The organism is Spiroplasma endosymbiont of Polydrusus formosus, assembly GCF_964263245.1.
In the GTDB taxonomy this organism is placed as follows: domain Bacteria; phylum Bacillota_I; class Bacilli_A; order Mycoplasmatales; family Mycoplasmataceae; genus Spiroplasma.
Genome location: NZ_OZ181656.1, coordinates 121511 through 140177 on the forward strand (window position 1 = coordinate 121511; position 18667 = coordinate 140177).

Annotated in this window: 22 protein-coding genes and 1 pseudogene; 19 read left to right on the forward strand and 4 right to left on the reverse strand. The window is 24.3% G+C overall.

What is annotated here, in order from left to right:
- Positions 1-294: 294 nt before the first annotated feature.
- From ACE38S_RS00645 to ACE38S_RS00670, 6 genes are all read left to right on the forward strand, one after another.
- Positions 295-519: a hypothetical protein gene (locus tag ACE38S_RS00645; RefSeq protein ID WP_374695910.1), complete on the forward strand. Its 225-nt coding sequence runs from the start codon at positions 295-297 to the stop codon at positions 517-519.
- A 67-nt stretch (positions 520-586) separates the two neighbouring features.
- Positions 587-865: a hypothetical protein gene (locus ACE38S_RS00650; protein ID WP_374695911.1), complete on the forward strand. Its 279-nt coding sequence runs from the start codon at positions 587-589 to the stop codon at positions 863-865.
- A gap of 325 nt (positions 866-1190) precedes the next feature.
- Positions 1191-1397 carry a hypothetical protein gene (locus tag ACE38S_RS00655; RefSeq protein ID WP_374695912.1) on the forward strand — a complete coding sequence of 69 codons (207 nt, stop codon included), beginning with the start codon at positions 1191-1193 and terminating at the stop codon, positions 1395-1397.
- A gap of 427 nt (positions 1398-1824) precedes the next feature.
- On the forward strand, positions 1825-2847 hold the full coding sequence (locus ACE38S_RS00660) for a nicotinate phosphoribosyltransferase (protein ID WP_374695913.1): 1023 nt from the start codon (positions 1825-1827) through the stop codon (positions 2845-2847).
- Between the two features lie 265 nt (positions 2848-3112).
- The gene (locus ACE38S_RS00665) at positions 3113-3280 is read left to right on the forward strand and encodes a hypothetical protein (protein ID WP_374695914.1); all 168 of its coding nucleotides are present in this window, start codon (positions 3113-3115) and stop codon (positions 3278-3280) included.
- 622 nt (positions 3281-3902) lie between these two features.
- Positions 3903-4031 carry a hypothetical protein gene (locus ACE38S_RS00670; protein WP_374695915.1) on the forward strand — a complete coding sequence of 43 codons (129 nt, stop codon included), beginning with the start codon at positions 3903-3905 and terminating at the stop codon, positions 4029-4031.
- Between the two features lie 422 nt (positions 4032-4453).
- Here the strand turns inward: ACE38S_RS00670 and ACE38S_RS00675 are convergent, their stop codons facing one another.
- Positions 4454-4789, reverse strand: a complete 336-nt coding sequence (locus ACE38S_RS00675; protein ID WP_374695916.1) for a hypothetical protein — start codon at positions 4787-4789, stop codon at positions 4454-4456.
- 2076 nt (positions 4790-6865) lie between these two features.
- On the opposite strand from ACE38S_RS00675, the gene ACE38S_RS00680 reads away from it, so the two are divergent.
- From ACE38S_RS00680 to ACE38S_RS00730, 11 genes are all read left to right on the forward strand, one after another.
- On the forward strand, positions 6866-7135 hold the full coding sequence (locus tag ACE38S_RS00680) for an IS3 family transposase (RefSeq protein WP_374697101.1): 270 nt from the start codon (positions 6866-6868) through the stop codon (positions 7133-7135).
- Between the two features lie 186 nt (positions 7136-7321).
- Positions 7322-7654 carry a hypothetical protein gene (locus tag ACE38S_RS00685; RefSeq protein ID WP_374695917.1) on the forward strand — a complete coding sequence of 111 codons (333 nt, stop codon included), beginning with the start codon at positions 7322-7324 and terminating at the stop codon, positions 7652-7654.
- Positions 7655-7938: 284 nt separating this feature from the next.
- The gene (locus ACE38S_RS00690; protein WP_374695918.1) at positions 7939-8103 is read left to right on the forward strand and encodes a hypothetical protein; all 165 of its coding nucleotides are present in this window, start codon (positions 7939-7941) and stop codon (positions 8101-8103) included.
- Between the two features lie 734 nt (positions 8104-8837).
- Positions 8838-10100, forward strand: a complete 1263-nt coding sequence (gene tyrS, locus ACE38S_RS00695; RefSeq protein ID WP_374695919.1) for a tyrosine--tRNA ligase — start codon at positions 8838-8840, stop codon at positions 10098-10100.
- A gap of 636 nt (positions 10101-10736) precedes the next feature.
- Complete coding sequence (locus ACE38S_RS00700) at positions 10737-10976, forward strand: hypothetical protein (RefSeq protein ID WP_374695920.1); 240 nt, start codon at positions 10737-10739, stop codon at positions 10974-10976.
- Between the two features lie 47 nt (positions 10977-11023).
- Positions 11024-11167 carry a hypothetical protein gene (locus tag ACE38S_RS00705; protein WP_374695921.1) on the forward strand — a complete coding sequence of 48 codons (144 nt, stop codon included), beginning with the start codon at positions 11024-11026 and terminating at the stop codon, positions 11165-11167.
- The gene (locus ACE38S_RS00710) at positions 11133-11432 is read left to right on the forward strand and encodes a hypothetical protein (protein ID WP_374695922.1); all 300 of its coding nucleotides are present in this window, start codon (positions 11133-11135) and stop codon (positions 11430-11432) included. Before ACE38S_RS00705 ends, ACE38S_RS00710 begins: the two co-directional genes overlap by 35 nt.
- A gap of 225 nt (positions 11433-11657) precedes the next feature.
- Positions 11658-11798 (forward strand): hypothetical protein, encoded by a 141-nt coding sequence (locus ACE38S_RS00715; protein WP_374695923.1) that lies wholly within the window; start codon positions 11658-11660, stop codon positions 11796-11798.
- Positions 11799-12249: 451 nt separating this feature from the next.
- A complete protein-coding gene (locus tag ACE38S_RS00720; RefSeq protein WP_374695924.1) occupies positions 12250-12708 on the forward strand; it encodes a hypothetical protein in 459 nt (152 codons plus the stop codon).
- Between the two features lie 680 nt (positions 12709-13388).
- Positions 13389-13532 (forward strand): hypothetical protein, encoded by a 144-nt coding sequence (locus tag ACE38S_RS00725; RefSeq protein ID WP_374695925.1) that lies wholly within the window; start codon positions 13389-13391, stop codon positions 13530-13532.
- Positions 13533-13658: 126 nt separating this feature from the next.
- Entirely contained in the window at positions 13659-13895 is a 237-nt protein-coding gene (locus tag ACE38S_RS00730; protein ID WP_374697102.1) for an IS3 family transposase, read from the forward strand.
- Positions 13896-14272: 377 nt separating this feature from the next.
- Here ACE38S_RS00730 and ACE38S_RS00735 read toward each other — a convergent pair whose 3' ends face one another.
- Positions 14273-15223 carry an IS30 family transposase gene (locus ACE38S_RS00735; RefSeq protein ID WP_374695926.1) on the reverse strand — a complete coding sequence of 317 codons (951 nt, stop codon included), beginning with the start codon at positions 15221-15223 and terminating at the stop codon, positions 14273-14275.
- A gap of 496 nt (positions 15224-15719) precedes the next feature.
- On the opposite strand from ACE38S_RS00735, the gene ACE38S_RS00740 reads away from it, so the two are divergent.
- Positions 15720-15872, forward strand: coding sequence for a hypothetical protein (locus ACE38S_RS00740; RefSeq protein ID WP_374695927.1), 153 nt, complete (start codon positions 15720-15722; stop codon positions 15870-15872).
- Positions 15873-16585: 713 nt separating this feature from the next.
- Here ACE38S_RS00740 and ACE38S_RS00745 read toward each other — a convergent pair.
- Both ACE38S_RS00745 and ACE38S_RS00750 read right to left on the reverse strand, forming a co-directional pair.
- The gene (locus ACE38S_RS00745) at positions 16586-16726 is read right to left on the reverse strand and encodes a hypothetical protein (protein ID WP_374697103.1); all 141 of its coding nucleotides are present in this window, start codon (positions 16724-16726) and stop codon (positions 16586-16588) included.
- A 278-nt stretch (positions 16727-17004) separates the two neighbouring features.
- On the reverse strand, positions 17005-17343 hold the full coding sequence (locus ACE38S_RS00750) for a toprim domain-containing protein (protein WP_374695928.1): 339 nt from the start codon (positions 17341-17343) through the stop codon (positions 17005-17007).
- Between the two features lie 128 nt (positions 17344-17471).
- Here ACE38S_RS00750 and ACE38S_RS00755 point away from each other — a divergent pair.
- Positions 17472-18522, forward strand: a pseudogene (locus ACE38S_RS00755) (rod shape-determining protein).
- Positions 18523-18667 lie beyond the last annotated feature (145 nt).

The window sequence follows — 18667 nt, forward strand, 5'->3', positions numbered from 1 at the left end:
TGAATCTAAATTAATATATTGTTAAAGTTTTAACAATATATTAATTATAAACTTTGATATAATAATTTCAAGAATGAAAGGAAGATAATAATGAAAATTAGTGTGGAAAAACAAAAAATGTATGAAAGTATTTTACAAACATTGAGTCCATCTATATGTTAATATAAATTTGTTACATTATTAAAATAATACTATAAAAAATATACGTCATAAATAATTCAAGATAACTTAAGGGAGTTGTTTTGTTGTCATCCAAAATAAAAAGGGATTACAAATCATAAAAAAGTAATGTTAATGGCACACAGTGATGAAGTTGGTTTTATGGTTAGTCAAATTAATAGTAAAGGGTTAGTTCGGATTAAACCTTTAGGTGGAATTTGAGAAAAAACATTATTAGCTAAACGAGTAAATTTGTTAAAGATGATGGGTCATTCTAATGTAGCAATTTCAGTAATTGCACCGCATTTATTATCGCCAGAAGCGCGATCAAAATCAGCATCAATTGTTATAACATGTTAGTTGATTTTGTTTTTTATACGCAAGCATAAACATATGGGGCAAGAATTTGGGAAGGTAATTTTGTTATTTGTGAAAATGGTCAACAGTCTTTTTAAATGATAAAAGATTATTATCTAAAGAAATTGATAACATGATGGGAGTTATTTTAAGTTTAGAAGTTCTAGAACAAATTAAAAATAAAAAATTATATTATGATTTATATGTTGGTTTTATTGTAAAAGAGGAAGTTGGAACAAGAGGAGATAAAACAGCAACAACATTAATTAATCCTGATTTTGGCATTGTCACAGATGTTTCGTTAGGACAAGATTATGAGTCATCAACAACTTTTGGACAATTATGATAAAGGATAATGTTATGTGAAATATATAATTGTTATATTACCAGGTATAATTTAATTTAATATCAACTTAAATTAATGCAAGATCATCGGATTAAATATCAATTTTATATTTCACCAAGAGGAACAGATGATGGGGCCGTTTATTTATCAGGAGTGTGGGTGTGCCAACAATTCAAACCTGTTTTATTACGCGTAATTTGCACACAATTAGTGAAGTATTGTTGATTTAGATGACTTTATTGAAACAATTAAGTTAGTAACAACTATTATTGCGAATTTAGATGAAACAAAAATTAAGAAATTTAATTGAAGTAGTAATGAGTAAAAATTGAAAAAAACAATTGGTTTATTTTATAATCAGGACTTTGATGTTTTAATTTGTTATCAACCATCAGCAACATCGACCCGTCATGTTATTAATAATGATTATGTTTTATTTTATAAAAAATTGTATATTGTAAACCAAATTAAACACTTTATTAATAAGTATTTAGCAACAACCCCCTCTTTTTTTCTCTTTATGGTTAAATATTAATAGTGATAATAATGGATTTATTAGCTGAATTAGGAACTATTTTTTCAACAAAAAGATTGTTCTTTTAATAATATTAATGAAGAACCATTGATGAAGAACCGTAATTTGTTGTTGAAAAATTATTGAGTGATAAAAACATCATATTATGATAAACTAATTATTTGCCAAGTAAAAATTTGTTTAACAACATAATAAATTATTTGTGGTACGGATAATTGTAATTCTGGGCAATTAGTTGTTGTTTGTATCGGGGGATTATTATGCCGTAAACATTGCAAATTGTTCCCATTGAGTTAGATGAGTTATTTTGAATGGGATGATTTGTTATGAACGATAGTTATGTTTAGAAGTTACTACTATTGAAAAATTATGTTATTGCCAGAAAAACAATATAATCTTGGCAATAGTTTTTGAAAGGAATATTATAATGAGCAAAATTAAAGCAGGATATTATAGTGCAGTCTATTTTTTAAAAACAGCAAATATTTTAAAACATGAAAAGCCGAATGATATCGTAACAATGCAATTTTTTCAAAGAGAAGAAAATGTTATCTTAGCCGGAGTTGATTCGTGTGTTGATTTATTAAAAACAGAATCTTTTAATTCAGAAAGTTTAGGAATTGTTGCCTTAACAGATGGTGATTTAATTCAAGCAAATGAGCCTGTTTTAAAAATAACAGGACACTATTATCAGTTTGGTCATTTAGAAGGTATTATTGATGGAATTTTAGCACGACAAACAAGTATTGCAACTAACTGCCATCGTGTTTTGCAAGCAGCAAACAATAAACCAGTCATATATATGAATGACCGCAGTGATTATTATTATAATCAAGAAAATGATGGAACAGCCGCTAAAATTGGTGGCATAACTAATTTTGTTACTGCTTCGCAAGTAACAAAATTAGAAGATAATTATAAACCAACAGGAACTGTTCCGCACGCTTTAATTCAAGCTTTTAATGGTGATTTAATTGTTGCATTAAAAGCGTATCAAAACTTTTATCCAACTGATAAATTAGTAGCTTTAGTCGATTATAATAATGATGTTATTACTGATACGTTACGAGTAGCGCATCATTTTTCAAATTTATATGCAGTTCGTGTTGATACTTCAAAAGCATTAATTGATAAATATTTTGTTGGAAAAGAGAGTAAATATCCGGCAGATGAAATTAATGGTGTTAATAAGCATTTAATTCGAGTTTTACGACAAGTTTTAAATCATGAGGGATATCAACATGTTAAAATTATCGTTTCCTCAGGTTTTAATGCTCAGAAAATTGCTACTTTTGAAAAAGAAGGTGTTCCCGTTGATATTTATGGTGTTGGTGAATCATTGGCAAAAATTAATATTAGTTTTACTGGTGATTCGGTGCAATTAAATGGTGTTGATCAAGCAAAAGTTGGCCGTCATAATATTGTTTCAAATCGACTAGTTAAAAAATAAGAAATATTTTATAATAAATGTTTTATAATATAGGTACATAAATATAGGTACTCAATAAATATAGGTATATAAAAGGTTTTCGTAATGGGTGTGAAAATAAAAAACAAAAAATAGAGTCTTATTATAATCATGATGATGCTTATTATCGTTTAAAACATGAAAACAAATAATATAAAAAATAAACCAAACAACAAATGGTTGAAAATCATAATAATAAGAATAAATCCCTTTTAACAACAATATGTGAAGTTATTTTCCCATTTATATGAGAAAAAAGTTATATGGTGTTAATGAGTTTAAAACCAATATTAATTATTTAAATAAACAACAGAATGAAAATAAATTAGCAATTTCGATTAATGATATTATTAACCATAAAGTTAGTGATAAGAAATCTGAATTGGTGAAGAGCTGTATTATTGAAGAAAAATAATTATTTTTGAACGATGATAAGATTGAACCATACTTTCGAAAATATGACCCAGTTACAAATAAAGAAATTATGCCATAAACTTTAAAGACCAAGAATAAGTTATCATAGTTAACAGCTCAAAAAGTTTTTTTTTATTAAAACCACGAAAATTAGCACAAATATTTTTGGTGATCGAACTACTTAATTAAAAGTGGAACTAGATCAAATGAAATAAAAAATCCGTAATCCAATACCACATTATAATAATCTATGCTTATGAACAAACTACTATGTTTGAAGGAATTGAAAAACAAAGATAGATTAATGAACAAATTCACAAAGCAATGACTGAAGCTTATAATATTGATGATAATTTTTCATAATATATGCCATTATAACAACGTCGTCGTTTAATTCAACATAATTAAGCAAAGGCGGAGATGTTATATTTAAAACCTTTCTTAATTTACAAAAAAATAATTTAAATAATCAGTTTTTGCGTCTACCAAAACCATTATCGCAAAATTCATCAGGATATCATAAAAAATTACATTATTTGTGAAAAACAAATGCTGATCCAGAAATAGAACATGTTAAATAATATCATAATAATCGTAATTCGTATTTATCATAAATGCTGGGGTTGGAAGAACAAACAACACAAGAAGCCGAAGAAAAACGTCGTGATTGCATTAAAGCACAAATTAATGAAATGCAAACTGACGATGAAAATAATAATGATTATAAAATGTTAATAAACCAGGAATTATAATTTAAAGAATAATAGGGTAGTTAAAATAATAAATAGGTGGTTAAACAATTTTTTGTTTGCCATTTTTCTTGAAAGTTAATTTAATATCACCAAAAAAATAATTTTATTTAATATTTTACTGAATTGTAAATATATTTGGGACACTTTATTAAATATTTTGTATTAAATCCAATTAATTTTTATAATTTAATGATTTTCTTGGTATTAAATTTATTTTCAATGTTATTTTATTTAAATAATTTTGAGAAAATATTGATAAATCTATTCATTTTGGTAAAATTCGTCTCAAAATTCCATTATTATTTTCGTTTAATTATTTTTGGATAGAACAACCAGTATCAGCAAAATAAACTTTTATTTTATAAATATTTTCAAATTTTTTCACCTAATAAATTCTTTACCACGATCAAATGTAATTGTTTTTATTGTGCTAGGTGGTTTTTGTTTAAAATAAATTTTATTATAATTTCTATGACATCTTTGCTTTTGCTACTATTAGTTACTAGTGGGATTGATGTTTTAAATAATATATCAACCAAAGTTATAATTGCTATTTTTTGGTTTTTACCAACTATAGTATCTCCCTCTGGATGACCAAAGACATTTATTGCTTTAATATTTGGAAATTCAATATTACGTTCAACAATTGTTTGACAATTATTAACTTTTCTATGGTTTTCTGTTTTATTATGTGGTTTATTTTTATCTTTTCGTAATAAATTTTCTTTATTAAAATTATAACGATAAAAGTTAAACATAAATAAATTCTTTGAACAGATAAAATCTTTGTCAATATTTCTTATTATATTTGTAATAATATCTGGTGAAGTAGTGTTAATAATTAACTAAATAATTAATAATTTAAAGGTAAATTTTATTTAATGTTTTTTTGTGACCAGCTTTTTTTGTCTTTATTACTATTTTTATAAATTTCAATTTGGTTTAAACCGGAGCCAACATTTTATAAATTATATGGACAGTTTTTTACTTTGATTTATTTCATAAGCTGTTTTTCTAATTTAATAATTAAAATTTTGATATTGTTGGATTGAAATTAATTTTTCTATTGTGTTTTTTGATACACTGTGTTATTTATCCTTTTTTAAATTTGGATTTAAAAAAAATATTTTTATTTATTTAAATATCCCATTTAATTTTACAATTTATGATAAAAAATTTTATTGATAAATTGAAATTTTAATAAAAAATGATTAAATTGATTTAATAATGTAACTATGAAAACTAAGTTAATATTATTATGAAAACTAATTTTTTGATAAATAATGAAAATATTAAAAAAAGGTAGAAATTAAATAAATATAAAAGCCAAAGTAATTACTGAAAATATCTTGTTATTTTAGCATCAGTAGTGGCTGTTGCCGGTACTGTGTTTGGTGTAAGAAGTATTAAAGGTGATTTAAAAACTGAAAAAAGTCAAATATGAGAAGTGATAAAATATACACCATAAGATACTGATCATGTCGTTTTTATTAATTTATTTGTTGAAAAAAGTATCGTCAACAAATATTTATATTAAATTGTTAAAGGTAAATTTTCAGTTGATATTATTTGTAGTTATGCGGCATTTTGTTGTGTCAAAGATGAGCAATACCGAATTGTCAAATATAATCATCGGTTTTAAAATAAAAAAGCTAATATGATTAATAAAACTTACAAATCGTCGCATATGAAAACATATTTTTGATTTAATGATAAAAAAGAAATTATTCGTTTTTTTATGGGTAGTGTGAATTATATGGATAGGTTACAATAAGTTGGATCATATTTATGTGGACTTTCAAAAAAAATATAATTATGAAGAAAGTAAGAATATAAAAATAGGGAAGAAATTCATCGATATATGAATTTAAAAAACAAATTGTTTTACTTTATCAAAATGGCAAAACAATTCTTGAAATTTTTAAATAATATAAGGTGTCAAAATCAACTATATATTAGTTAATTGAAAAATTTCATAATTCTGGATTTTTTAAAGCGAAAAATAATCGCACTGTTGAAGAAAATTGACTTGATTGCCTTGCGAAAAGAATTAATCCAATTATAATGAAAAACAACCCCTTAAAGCAAGCAGTGCTGATAATTAGCAAAAAATAGAAATTATTAACAATAATAAAGAAAAATATTCCATGCGAAAAATTGGTCAAATAGGATCAAATTAAAGATAGCAAAATCAACATATTACTATCAAATTAATAAATGTGGCTATGGTTGATGTTAATAATTATGAACAAAAAGTTATCAGCGCATTTAATGTTAATCGTAAAATTTATGGATCTTGTAAAATTAAAGCTTTTTAAATCAGAAAGATATTATCTTATCGCGAAGAAAAATTCACCAACTTATGATTACGATATTTTAATTTGGTGCATTTAGAGATACTAACTAATCTTTAATCATAAGTTGGTGATTAATAACGACGAAATTAGCAACGTTTTAAACCGTGAATTTAATTTTAATAATAAACAAAAAAACACAACCCAATGAAGTTGTTGTTAGTGATTTAACATATGTTCAAGATGGCGATAAATGACATTATTTTGTTTGTTAATTGATTTGTTTAATCGTGAAATAATTGGCTATAGTTCTCGAACAAACAAAATAGTACAATTAGCGCAATAAATCTTTTATTCAATTACAATACCATTAAAACAAATTACGTTATTTCATACTGACTGGGGCAATGAATTTAAAAATAAAATCATTGATAATACCTTAAATATTTTTAACATCAAACAATCATTAAGCAATAAAGGCTGTCTTTATGATAATGCTGGGGCTCTGAAACAACTTACAAAAGTTTTAAAACATAATTTATCAAGGAACAAAAATTTATAAATTTAACCCAATTAAAATATAAATTATTTGACTTTGTGCATTGATATAACAATATTCGAATTCATGGTAGTTTAAATTATTTAATACCTGTTGAATTTAGAAAAACAATAGTCCATATAAAAAGTGTCATAAAAGGGTTACCAATTCATTTTCAGAAAGTGCGTTATTTAAAATCCTATTTTATAAGGAAGTATTATACAATATTACAAATTATAAAGGTCTTGGTCATAATATCTTTTGTGATATAATTACCGTAATTGGTCATACCGATATTGCTCATATTAATAAATTGCACCAAATAAAATTGTGCTTTTCTTTAAGCGTATATTTCCCTGACTGATGGGGTTGCTTTATCGTTGCTATTGAATTCAGCACAATTTTATGAAATTTTTTAAAGCACATAAAACCAATGATAAAATGAAAACAGCGAAAGATTGTTAATCTTAACTGGCAACAGTGGAACTGAAGTTATTAAAAATTATTTAGATAAGACGCAAGATGATAATATTAATTTAGATGTTTTTATTCATAATACTGACGTTGGGTTTAAATTAGATCTTGAAGAAAACTTAATAAAAGATGAAAAATATATTAATTGATTGAATATTATTCGTGAAAATCCAAAAACTAAAAAAAGTAAAGATTTTGCATTAGTTAGAAATACTGTACCGAAAACACATACTAAAATATATGTTTGATATAATGATAAAAATGAAATATCAGTTTTTTGATCAGTAAGTGATAATTTTAGTTATAATGGAGTTTAAAATAATTGTGCATTCTGTGAACTTTTATTTGAAGTTTATTTACAATAACGAAAGTGAAAAATTAACTTATTTGTGTTATCGTTAGAGCCTTTTAAAAATAACCATCGCAACTAATTCAAGATTTTTGTGCAAATTAAAGATTTAACATTAGGTTGTTAAATCTTTTTTTTATTTATTGAGTTAAATAATTATTCTAATATTATGTAAAATACATTATAAAATAAGTTATAATGTAAAAGTAATATTTAATATGGTTATAAAATGGGTGGGAAAGAATGATATATATGTTAGCAATAAATGATAATTTATTAATTTCACAAACAATTTTTATCATTATTTTAATTTGTTTAGCAATTATTTTTTGCTATTATGTTATTATTGCTGATCGAAAAGTTGATATTTCTGCAAAGAAATTTGAAATAAATTTGATTATTTTGTTGAGGACTTAATTTATAAATCAGAAATTTTAAATTATACTGTTGATACTGTGATAAAAGTTTAAAATTATATTGATGTTTTTGAATATTTTGCTAAAATAAATGTTAAAATGTGAGTAAAAATCATTGCCCGTAATAAGGACATTGCTTATCTAATTGTTGATAAATTAAAAAACTTTGCTAATTAGGATGAAAAGTAATAATTATTGCATTTAAATTTGTTAAAAAGCCGGTAGTGATTGTCATAGGAGTGTTGCTTGCTCCGAAAAAGGATCAGGATTACGACAAGATTTCATTAATTTAGTTAAAAAATATAATCACCAACTAAAAAGGTTAATAAAATTGAAATTGTTTGAAAGAAATTACAGGGATTGAATCATACGAAATTGCTGCTGATATTGAACTACGGATTAAAAATGGCAAGGGAGTAGTTGAAATTTTAGATTATGTTTCAATAAAATAAATGGATTATAAAACATTAAATAAAATTAATGCTGGAATTTTAAAAATAATAAAAGCAGCGGCAAAATATCAAATGTTTGTGCAGTAGCAAAAGACTTAGCAAAAATAACGGTTTCGGCAATGGATGATGGAATTAAGATAACAGAGGATTTGAAAACACCAGCTTCAATTTCTTAAAAAATTATTGAATAAGAGAAAAACCAACCCCAACTAAAAAGATGCAAAAGTTGATAAGAAATAACTATAATAATTTAGAATTATTTAAATAACAAAGGAGATAAATTGTGGCAAAAAATATTTTAGAAGAATTAAAATGAAGAGGTTTATTAAAACAAGTAACTAATGAAACAAAATTAATTAAAGCACAAGAATTAAAAAAAGGAGTTTATTGTGGTTTTGACCCAACTGGTGATTCATTGCATGTTGGTCATTTGATTCAAATTATGTTATTGAAACGTTTTGAAATATTTGGCTTTCAACCTATTGCAATTATTGGTGGTGGAACCGGGATGATTGGTGATCCTAGCGATAAAAAAGCAGAACGAATATTATTAGATAATAAAACTATTAAGCATAATGTTGAAGCCATCAGTCAACAAATGAAGCAATTAATTGGAACAAAGATTAAAATAGTGAATAATGCCGAATGATTACAAAAAATGACACTGATTGATTTTTTGCGAAATGTTGGAAAAGATTTTAATATTAGTTATTTGTTAGCGAAAGAAAATATTGCAACTAGAATTAAAGTTGGTTTATCATATATGGAGTTTGCTTATACGCTATTGCAAGCTTATGATTTTTATCAATTATATCTTAATTATGATTGCGCTGTTCAAATTGGGGGTAGTGATCAATGAGGAAATATTACTTCAGGGACCAATTGTATTTATAAACAAGTTGGCGAAGATAATTTAGCGTGTGGTTTAACAATGAATTTATTAACAAAAGCAGATGGTTCAAAATTTGGCAAAACAGAATCAGGAGCAGTTTGGTTAGACGCCGCAAAAACTTCACCTTATGAATTTTATCAGTTCTTTTTTAATCAAGATGATCAAGAAACAGGTAAATTATTACGTTATTTAACAATGCTATCAGAAACAGAAATTATCGCGCTTGAAGTAGATCACAAAAAAGCACCAACGCAACGAATTGCTCAAAAAAAATTAGCGAAAGAAGTAACCTTATTTGTTCATCAAACAACAGGATTAAAAGCAGCCCAAATTATTAGTGAGGCTTTATTTAAAGGTAGTTTACATGAATTTTCAGAACAACAGTTAGATCAATTGAAAAATAGTTTACCTAATCTTCAATTATTAGACCTTGATTTACCAATTCTTGATTTGTTAGTGAAAGCAGAAATTGTTACTTCGAAACGAGAAGGTTGTGAATTTTTAGAACAAGGGGCAATTACTGTTAATGGTGAAGTTATTAAAACAGAGACTTGAACTGTAACAAAAGATAAGTTTTTATTTGATAAATATTTAATTATTCGTCGTGGCAAACGTAAATATCATTTAATTTCTTTTGCTAATCACAAAAAATAAAAAAGTAATCGTTTTTCCGAAATAATAATATTGTTTTAGTAAGCGGTTCTTTTTATTTTCTTTTAAAATTATTTTAATTCTATTGGTTTGTTTTTAGTTGATTTCTTTTTATTTTTAAAATAAACACGAGTATAATAAATGCCTTGTACTAATAATATAACAAAAATATTAATAAACGCAAATAAACGACAATGCTATGGTGTTTGTGATAATGCAAAAACAGCAATTAATAATTGATAATGTATAAGCATTTAAGATTATCAAAATTATAATTTTATGTCATAATTTTAATTCTTTTTTGACCTTTTTTAATATTTGTGACCTTTCTGTTAATTTTTCCATTTAAATATGTGTTAAATTACATTTAATGTTATTTTAATGGCGCTTTGTAGATACAAACAACAAATTTATATTTTGTTAAATTAATAATAAAATATTTTTAATAAATTACAATCATTTTTTTAAAAAATATTTTTTTGTTATTTTATTTCATTTTAAGTACATTTAAGCACACTAAAAATAATTTATTAAAATTAACTAATAAATTTATTTAATATTTGGCATCGTTTACGATTAAGCTCCAAAAAACAACTCTTGTTAAATAAAAAAACTTAATATCAAGAAAATGAGCAGATAATGGAAATTAATAAACAACAAAAAATATGCGATATTGATAATTACTATAAAGCAATATCATTCATTACCGAAGAATTTTTATCAAATAAAGTTTTATTAACTTGTGAAAAACATAAAGATTTATTAAATCAGACAAAAGATAAAAAACAAAAGCTATTTTATCATAAACTAGAAAATTCAAAAATTATCTTTGATTGAGAAACTGGTTTTTTAAAACTTTGATTTTATAAAACAATTTAATGCATTGTGGGCAGTTATTTTAAATAATTAAGTGATTTTATCATAACATGAGTTTAATCTTATTCCTACAGCCGGGGGGGGCCGAGGCAAGCGCATTATTAGGGCGTGAGGAAACATGTAAATCGGCGCTGGTTATATTTAAAATAAGCGATAGTGGTGATAAGTGCAAGATCAACATCAAACCACAATAAATATTGAGATGATAACTTTATAAATAAATTTGGCAATAGATATTACTTCTTAAAAGTGGCAGCGGTTTTAAAAACCACAAAGCCAGCACCAGGCTCTTTAAAGTGCAAGTGAATTTATTTTAAAAACTGAACGTTTTGACCTGAAATGATGTGGAATAAGAGAGATAATTATCTGGTTTTACCTTATAAAAATAACTGTTGATTATTAAATAATATAAAGCCACCGCTTACCACCAGTGAAACGGATGGCGTAGTAAATAAATAGATAAATACTTATATAACTAACTATCGCTTTAGAACTTTCACTTTAAAGTAAGTTCCAGCGAATTAAAAATAGGAGGAAAAAATGACAGAATATAAAAGTTTGTATATTAATAAAATTTAAAATAAAACAACAACATCATTTGATTGAATTAATTGTCAACCTGTTAATTGTTGTATTTCACATCATAAAAATCATTATGATTTACAGTGTTTATACTTTGCAAAAATGTACTTAAATTTATTTAAAAATAAATGAGATGTTATTAATTCATATATGCGACATTACAAAATTAATGATATTTTAGATTTGTCATTAGATGGTTGAAAAATATTACAAATTGATAAAAAAATAAAACAAAAAATATAGATCCAATTTTTAATAAAAATGACTAAATATATTATTGCAATTGATCCTGCCGGAATTGGAAAAACTGGTATTATTATTTATAAATTTTTGTAAAAATTTATAAATAATAATATTACTTTTTCTTCTAAAAATGAAGAAGACGCAATAAATAATATCTATTTAATATTAAATGAATTTAAAAAGCAAACCTGTTTTTATTTAAATAAAGTTCTTGTAATAATTGAAGATTATCAACTTCACAAAGGTTTAAAAATAACAAACCCCTTATCTACTCCTAAATTCATTGGTGGTGTACAAGTTTTATGCAAATATCAATTTAATTTAAAGTATGTTTTACAATCACCAGTTGTTAAGAAAAATTATCTTTATAAAGGAAATATTAAAATAACAGAACATGAATACGATGCTTGAAAACATTTACAATATTTTTTAACAAAAGGAGTTGATAAAAATGGCACAAACAAAAAGTAATTTATCTAAAACAACAGACATTCTTAAAAAGACAAAAACAAAAAATAAAAGAATTAATAAATTAGAACTAATTGTTAGATTACATGAAAATCCAATTAAAACCAAAATTAAGGCGCTGGTTGCCGGTGGTGTTGAAGTTGATGCTTGTTCGGCGAAATGTCAGTGAGACGGATTAAATTATTCAACATTATCAATCTATAACCCATTTATTTTAACTAAGTTTTTGAAATTAAAAAAAGATGATGAGATAAAAATTAAAGGCTCAGTATTTAATCAGTTAAATTTAAAAACTAAACGATATTTTTTATCTTTTCTAGTCGATATTTGGATATTTTACAATAAGTTTAATCATATTTATGTGGACTTTCAAATAAAATATAATTATGAAGAAAGTAGGAATATAAAAATGGGGAATAAATTCATCGGTATATGAATTTAAAAAACAAATTGTTTTACTTTATCAAAATGGTAAAACCATTCTTGAAATTTTTAAATAATATAAGGTGTCAAAATCAACTATATATCAGTTAATTGAAAAATTTCATAATTCTGGATTTTTTAAAGCAAAAGATAATCACACTGTTGAAAAAAATTAACTGATTGCCTTGCGAAAATAATTAATCTAATTACAAATGAAAAACAACCTTTTAAAGCAAGCGGCGCTGATAATTAGCAAAAAATAGAAATTATTAACAATAATAAAGAAAAATATTCTGTGCGAAAAATTGGTCAAATAGGATCAAAATTAAAGATAGCAAAATCAACATATTACTATCAAATTAATAAATGTGGCTATAGTTGATATTAATAATTATGAACAAAAAGTTATCAGCGCATTTAATGCCAATCGTAAAATTTATGGGTCTTATAAAATTAAAGCTTTTTAAATTAGAAAGATATTATCTTATCGCGAAGAAAAATTCACCAAATTATGATTAAAAATTAGTTAGTATCTAAATATACCAAATTAAAATATTGTAATCATAAGTTGGTGGTTAATAACGACGAAATTAGCAACGTTTTAAACTGTTAATTTAAATAATAAACAAACAACCCAATGAATTTGTTGTTAGTGATTTAACATATGTTCAATGTGGTGCTAAATAACATTATCTTTGTTTGTTAATTGATTTGTTTAATTGTGAAATAATTGGCTATAGTTCTCGAACAAATAAAACAATACAACTAGTGAAAGAAACCTTTTATTCAATTACAAGACCATTAAAACAAATTACGTTATTTCATACTAACTGGGGTAATTAATTTAAAAATAAAATCATTGATAATACCTTAAATACTTTTAACATCAAACGATCATTAAGCAATAAAGGCTGTCCTTATGATAATGTTATGTCTGAAACAACTTACAAAAGTTTTAAAACATAATTTATCAAGAGGCAAAAATTTATAAATTTAACCCAATTAAAATACAAATTATTTAACTTTGTGCATTGATATAACAATATTCGAATTCATGGTAGTTTAAATTATTTAATACCTGTTGAATTTAGAAAAACAACAGTCCATATAAAAAGTGTCATAAAAATGGTTGCTAATCCATTTGCAATCTTATTGACAGTAATTGACAGTATTAATAATAATATCTTTACCATACTTTTTCACTAACGACCGCAAAAATTAAATATTGCTTTGTTTGCATAAATTCCAATCCCCTATTTAAAATATTAATAAAATTTATTTTGTAAAAATGTAAATACCAAAAATATAAAATGTTTGGAGTTTCTAAAAAAGTAATTTTAAAATTACTTAATTTATTATTTACTAAACAGTTAAAACCTTAACCTTATATTGTTCTTGAATTCCTTTGATTTAAACTAAATCACCACCTTTTTCCAATAATTGTTTTTGCAATTGGTGATTCATTTGAAATTGTATTTTCAAAATGATTCGCTTAAACCACCCCAACAATTTTAAGTTAATATTGTTTCTGAATTATAAAATTAAATGGGATATTTAAAGCCTAATTGTAAAGTTAAGTGCAACTAAATTATTTTTCTAACCAAATATTCGATTGGTGAAAGATAATTTAGTATTTTTCTTGGTCTATGGTTTAAAGACAATATAAATTTATGAACTGCATTTTTCGTGGTATTTGAAAAATTAAATTTTTTAGGAAATTTTTCTCTAATTAACCCATTAGTATTTTCATTAGTACCTCTTTGTCAGGGTGAATATGCATTAGCAAAATAAATTTTCACATTTAAATTTTTTTCAAGTTGTTGTCAATTAGCAAATTCTTTACCTCTATCAAATGTTATAGTTTTAACAAGATTATTTGGAAGAATTGATAAATAATGGCTAATGTTTTCGTTAATAACTTTAGTAGTTCTATTTTCAACTAACATTGCTAAAGTAAATCTTGATGTTCTTTCAACTAAAGTTATTAAACATGATTTACTTTTACCTCGCGATGATACTATAGTATCACCCTCTCAATGGCCAACAGTTATGCGATTATTAACATTAACATTTCGTTCTTTAATTGATTTACCATTAAATTTACCGCGATTTTCTTGAGATTTTCGTTTCTTACCTTTTCTTCTTAAATTTTTATTAGTAACCTTTTCAAGTAATCCAGAATAAATTCAATTGTAAATTGTTTTAAAACTAATAATTCATTCTTTATGAAAATTTTTAATTCTTCCATAAATTTGTTCAGGCGATCAACCTAATAATAATTTTTGTTGTACATATTTTACTAATTCTCTATTTTTAAACTTATGAAAATAAACATGTGATTGTTTTCTATTTTCTGCTTTATTTTGTGCAATTAATGAAAAATAATGATTATTATCTTTATTTCTATTAACTTCTCGAATAATAGTACTAATACTTCGATTAAGATTTTTAGCTATTTCACTAATTTTTAATTTAAATTTCAATTGATTCTCAATATAAATTCTTTCATCTATGCCAAGATGTTTATATCCCATATAAAAAACTCCTTGCTTTAATTTTTCTAAAATAAACTTAGCATCATGAAATTTTTATATGAAATTTTTTGCAATTTTATTTACTTGCACTTACAAGTATAATTTAGCAAATAAATAAAAATATTGTGTTTAAATCCAAATTTAAAAAAGGATAAATAACACAATGTATCAAAAAATCACAATAGAAAATTAATTTCAATTCAACAATATCAAAATTTTAATTATTCAATCATAAAAACATTTTATGAAATAAATCAAAGTAAAATAACTGTCCATAAAATTTATAAAATGTTGGCTGATGGTTTAAACCAAATTGAAATTTATGAAAATAGTAATAAAAACAAAAAAAAGCTGGTCGTAAAAAAACATTAAATAAAATTTACCTCGAAATTATTAATTATTTAGTTAATTATGAACACTATTCACTAGATACTATTACAAATATAATAAGAAATATTGACAAAGATTTTATCTGTTCAAATACCTTATATATAATATGTTTAACTTTTCTCGTTATAATTTTAATAAAGAAAATTTATTACGAAAAGATAAAAATAAACCACATAATAAAACAGAAAACCGTGGAAAAGTTAATAATTGTCGAACAATTATTGAAAGTAATATTGAATTTCCAAATATTAAAGCATAAATGTCTTTGGTCATCTGGAAAGAAATACTATAGTTGGTAAAAACCATAAAACAGCAATTATAACTTTAGCCAATATATGATTTAAAACATCAATCCCGTTAGTAACTAAATAATAGCAAAAGCAAAGATGTCATAGAAAGTATAATAAAATTTATTTTAAACAAACCACCTGGTACAATAAAAACAATTACATTTGATCGTGGTAAAGAATTTAATAAGTGAAAAAACTTAAAAATATTTATAAAATAAAAGTTTATTTTGCTAATGTTGGTTTTTCTATCCAAAAATAATTAGAACGAAAAATAATGAAATTTTGAGAAAAAGTTTACCAAAATTAATAGATTTATCAATATTTTCTTCAAGATTATTTAAATAAAATAACATTGAAAATAAATTTAATACCAAGAAAATCATTAAATTATAAAAATTCATTGGATTTAATATAAAATATTCAATAAAGTGTCTCAAATATATTTACAATTCAAGATATAAAAAGTGTTGCATTTGAATTTACAATGTATATAATAATATACATAATAATAAGTAATATTAGAAATAATACTAATTGGATTATTGTAAAGAAATTCTATTAAAAATAATTTATATAAATAAATAATGTCTCTAAATCAAGATTAAAAATATCAGTCTTAATAACTTTTTAAGTTTTAATCTTTAAATTTTACTGTTAAGTATTTTATTAAATCCGAATCAACTTAAACATAGACAAGTTTATTTGCTTTTGCCAAAATATAACTTGTTAAGGCTCCCATCCTGGGACCAATTTCTAAAATATTTGTTTTTGATAAATTAAAGGCATTGTCAACAGTTAAATTAATAAAATAATGATTTGTTAAAAAATTTTGCTATTTACTTTTCTTGACAACAATACCATCTGTTTGCATTTCTTAATTTTGTTTTTCCATTATTTTTCCTCTAAAATATTAATTAAATATTGTATTGTAATATTCATATAGTTTAATCATTTAAAAGTTGTTTTATTATTTAGTTGGCATTAAGTTATAATATTTAATAAATTTATGATTTTATCACATTTACTCTTTTTAAATAAACCAAATTAATATAATCATTTCAGCATAAGGTAGCAATTTTATTGCTTGGTAAAAAAAACTAATTAAATTATTAATACTATTTTTAATTGTTGTTTGAAACGTTTCAGCAACGCCAAGTTTTTACCCTTTATTGCATCGCTTTTATTAGCATCATTTTTATTAATAAAAGCATACATATAATTGTTATCAAAATAATCATCAATAGTTTGGCGTAATTTTTGGCCAGGATAATCCGGGTCAGTAAAAATAATTACTTTATTATTTAAACTAATTTGTTTAATAAATGATAATTTTTCAGTTGTGATTCCATTACCACTAGTTTCAATTGTTTTAATTTCCGGAAAAATACTTTTTAATTTTGTTGTATCAGTTTTTCCTTCAACAATAATAAATACTGCCACCTTGGCATTTTACCCCTATAAACACTTTTTTGATTTTACTTAATTATGATTTTATAGTATAATTATATTGAAATGTTATATTAAAATAATCATAAATTTTAAATATAGGAGTAGGAGGCAAAAGAAAAATGACTAATTATAAATTTGGAAAAGACTACTCATTTTTAGCCTTAGACCTAGGTACAGCTAATACAGTGGCATATGTATCACAGGCCAAGGAATCGTTTACAATGAACCTTCTATTATGGCGTATGATACTTTAAGTAACTCATTAATTGCTTTAGGAAATGAAGCATACAAAATGGTTGGAAAAACCCACGACCACATTAGAATGGTAACACCATTAGTTGATGGCGTTATCTCAGATATGGAGGCTGCACAAGATTTATTAAAACATATTTTTAGTAGATTAAAATTATCAGGAATTTGAAAAAATTCACTAGTAATATTAGCGTGCCCAAGTGGAGTTACCGAATTAGAACGTGGTGCTTTAAAAACTATTGCAAAAGATATGGGCGCAAGTCATGTTTTAGTTGAAGAAGAAGTTAAACTAGCAGCCTTGGGAGCAGGAATTAATATTGGTTTAGTACAAGGAAATTTAGTAATTGATATTGGTGGCGGAACAACTGACATCGCAATTATTTCAGCAGGTGATATTGTAATTTCAAAATCAGTTAAAGTTGCTGGAAAACACTTAGATCAAGAAATTCAAAAATATATTCGTGCTGAATATAACGTCTTGGTTGGTATTAGAACTGCTGAACAAATTAAAAAAGAAATTGGATCATTAGTTAAAATAATTAATGAAAAACCAGTTCGTGCTTTTGGTCGTGATATTATTACCGGCCTACCACGTGAAGTATTAATTAAACCAGAAGAAGTTAAAAACGTTTTATTAACTCCATTCTCAAGAATTACAGACCTACTAGTAGAAGTATTAGAACAAACACCACCAGAATTAGCTGGAGATGTTATTAGAAATGGAATTACAATTTGTGGGGGGGTGCTTTAATTCGTGGTATTGTGAAATATTTTGAATCAATTTTCCAATTAAAAGTAAAGACTGCAAATGATCCATTGATGTGTGTAATTGATGGCGCGAAAACATACGAAAAAAATTTAGGTGCTGTAATTGAAATAATTCAATTAATTAATGCAAATGAATACAAGATTTCATAGAAAAAATATATTTTAAAAAAGAGCGCAGTCTTGTGTACTTTTTTAATTTCTTTTTGTCATGTAATAATTCCATTTATAACACCTCTTTATTTTGTTTCTTATTTTTAATAACATCTTCAATGCTATCTTTATTTTGTTATTTTTT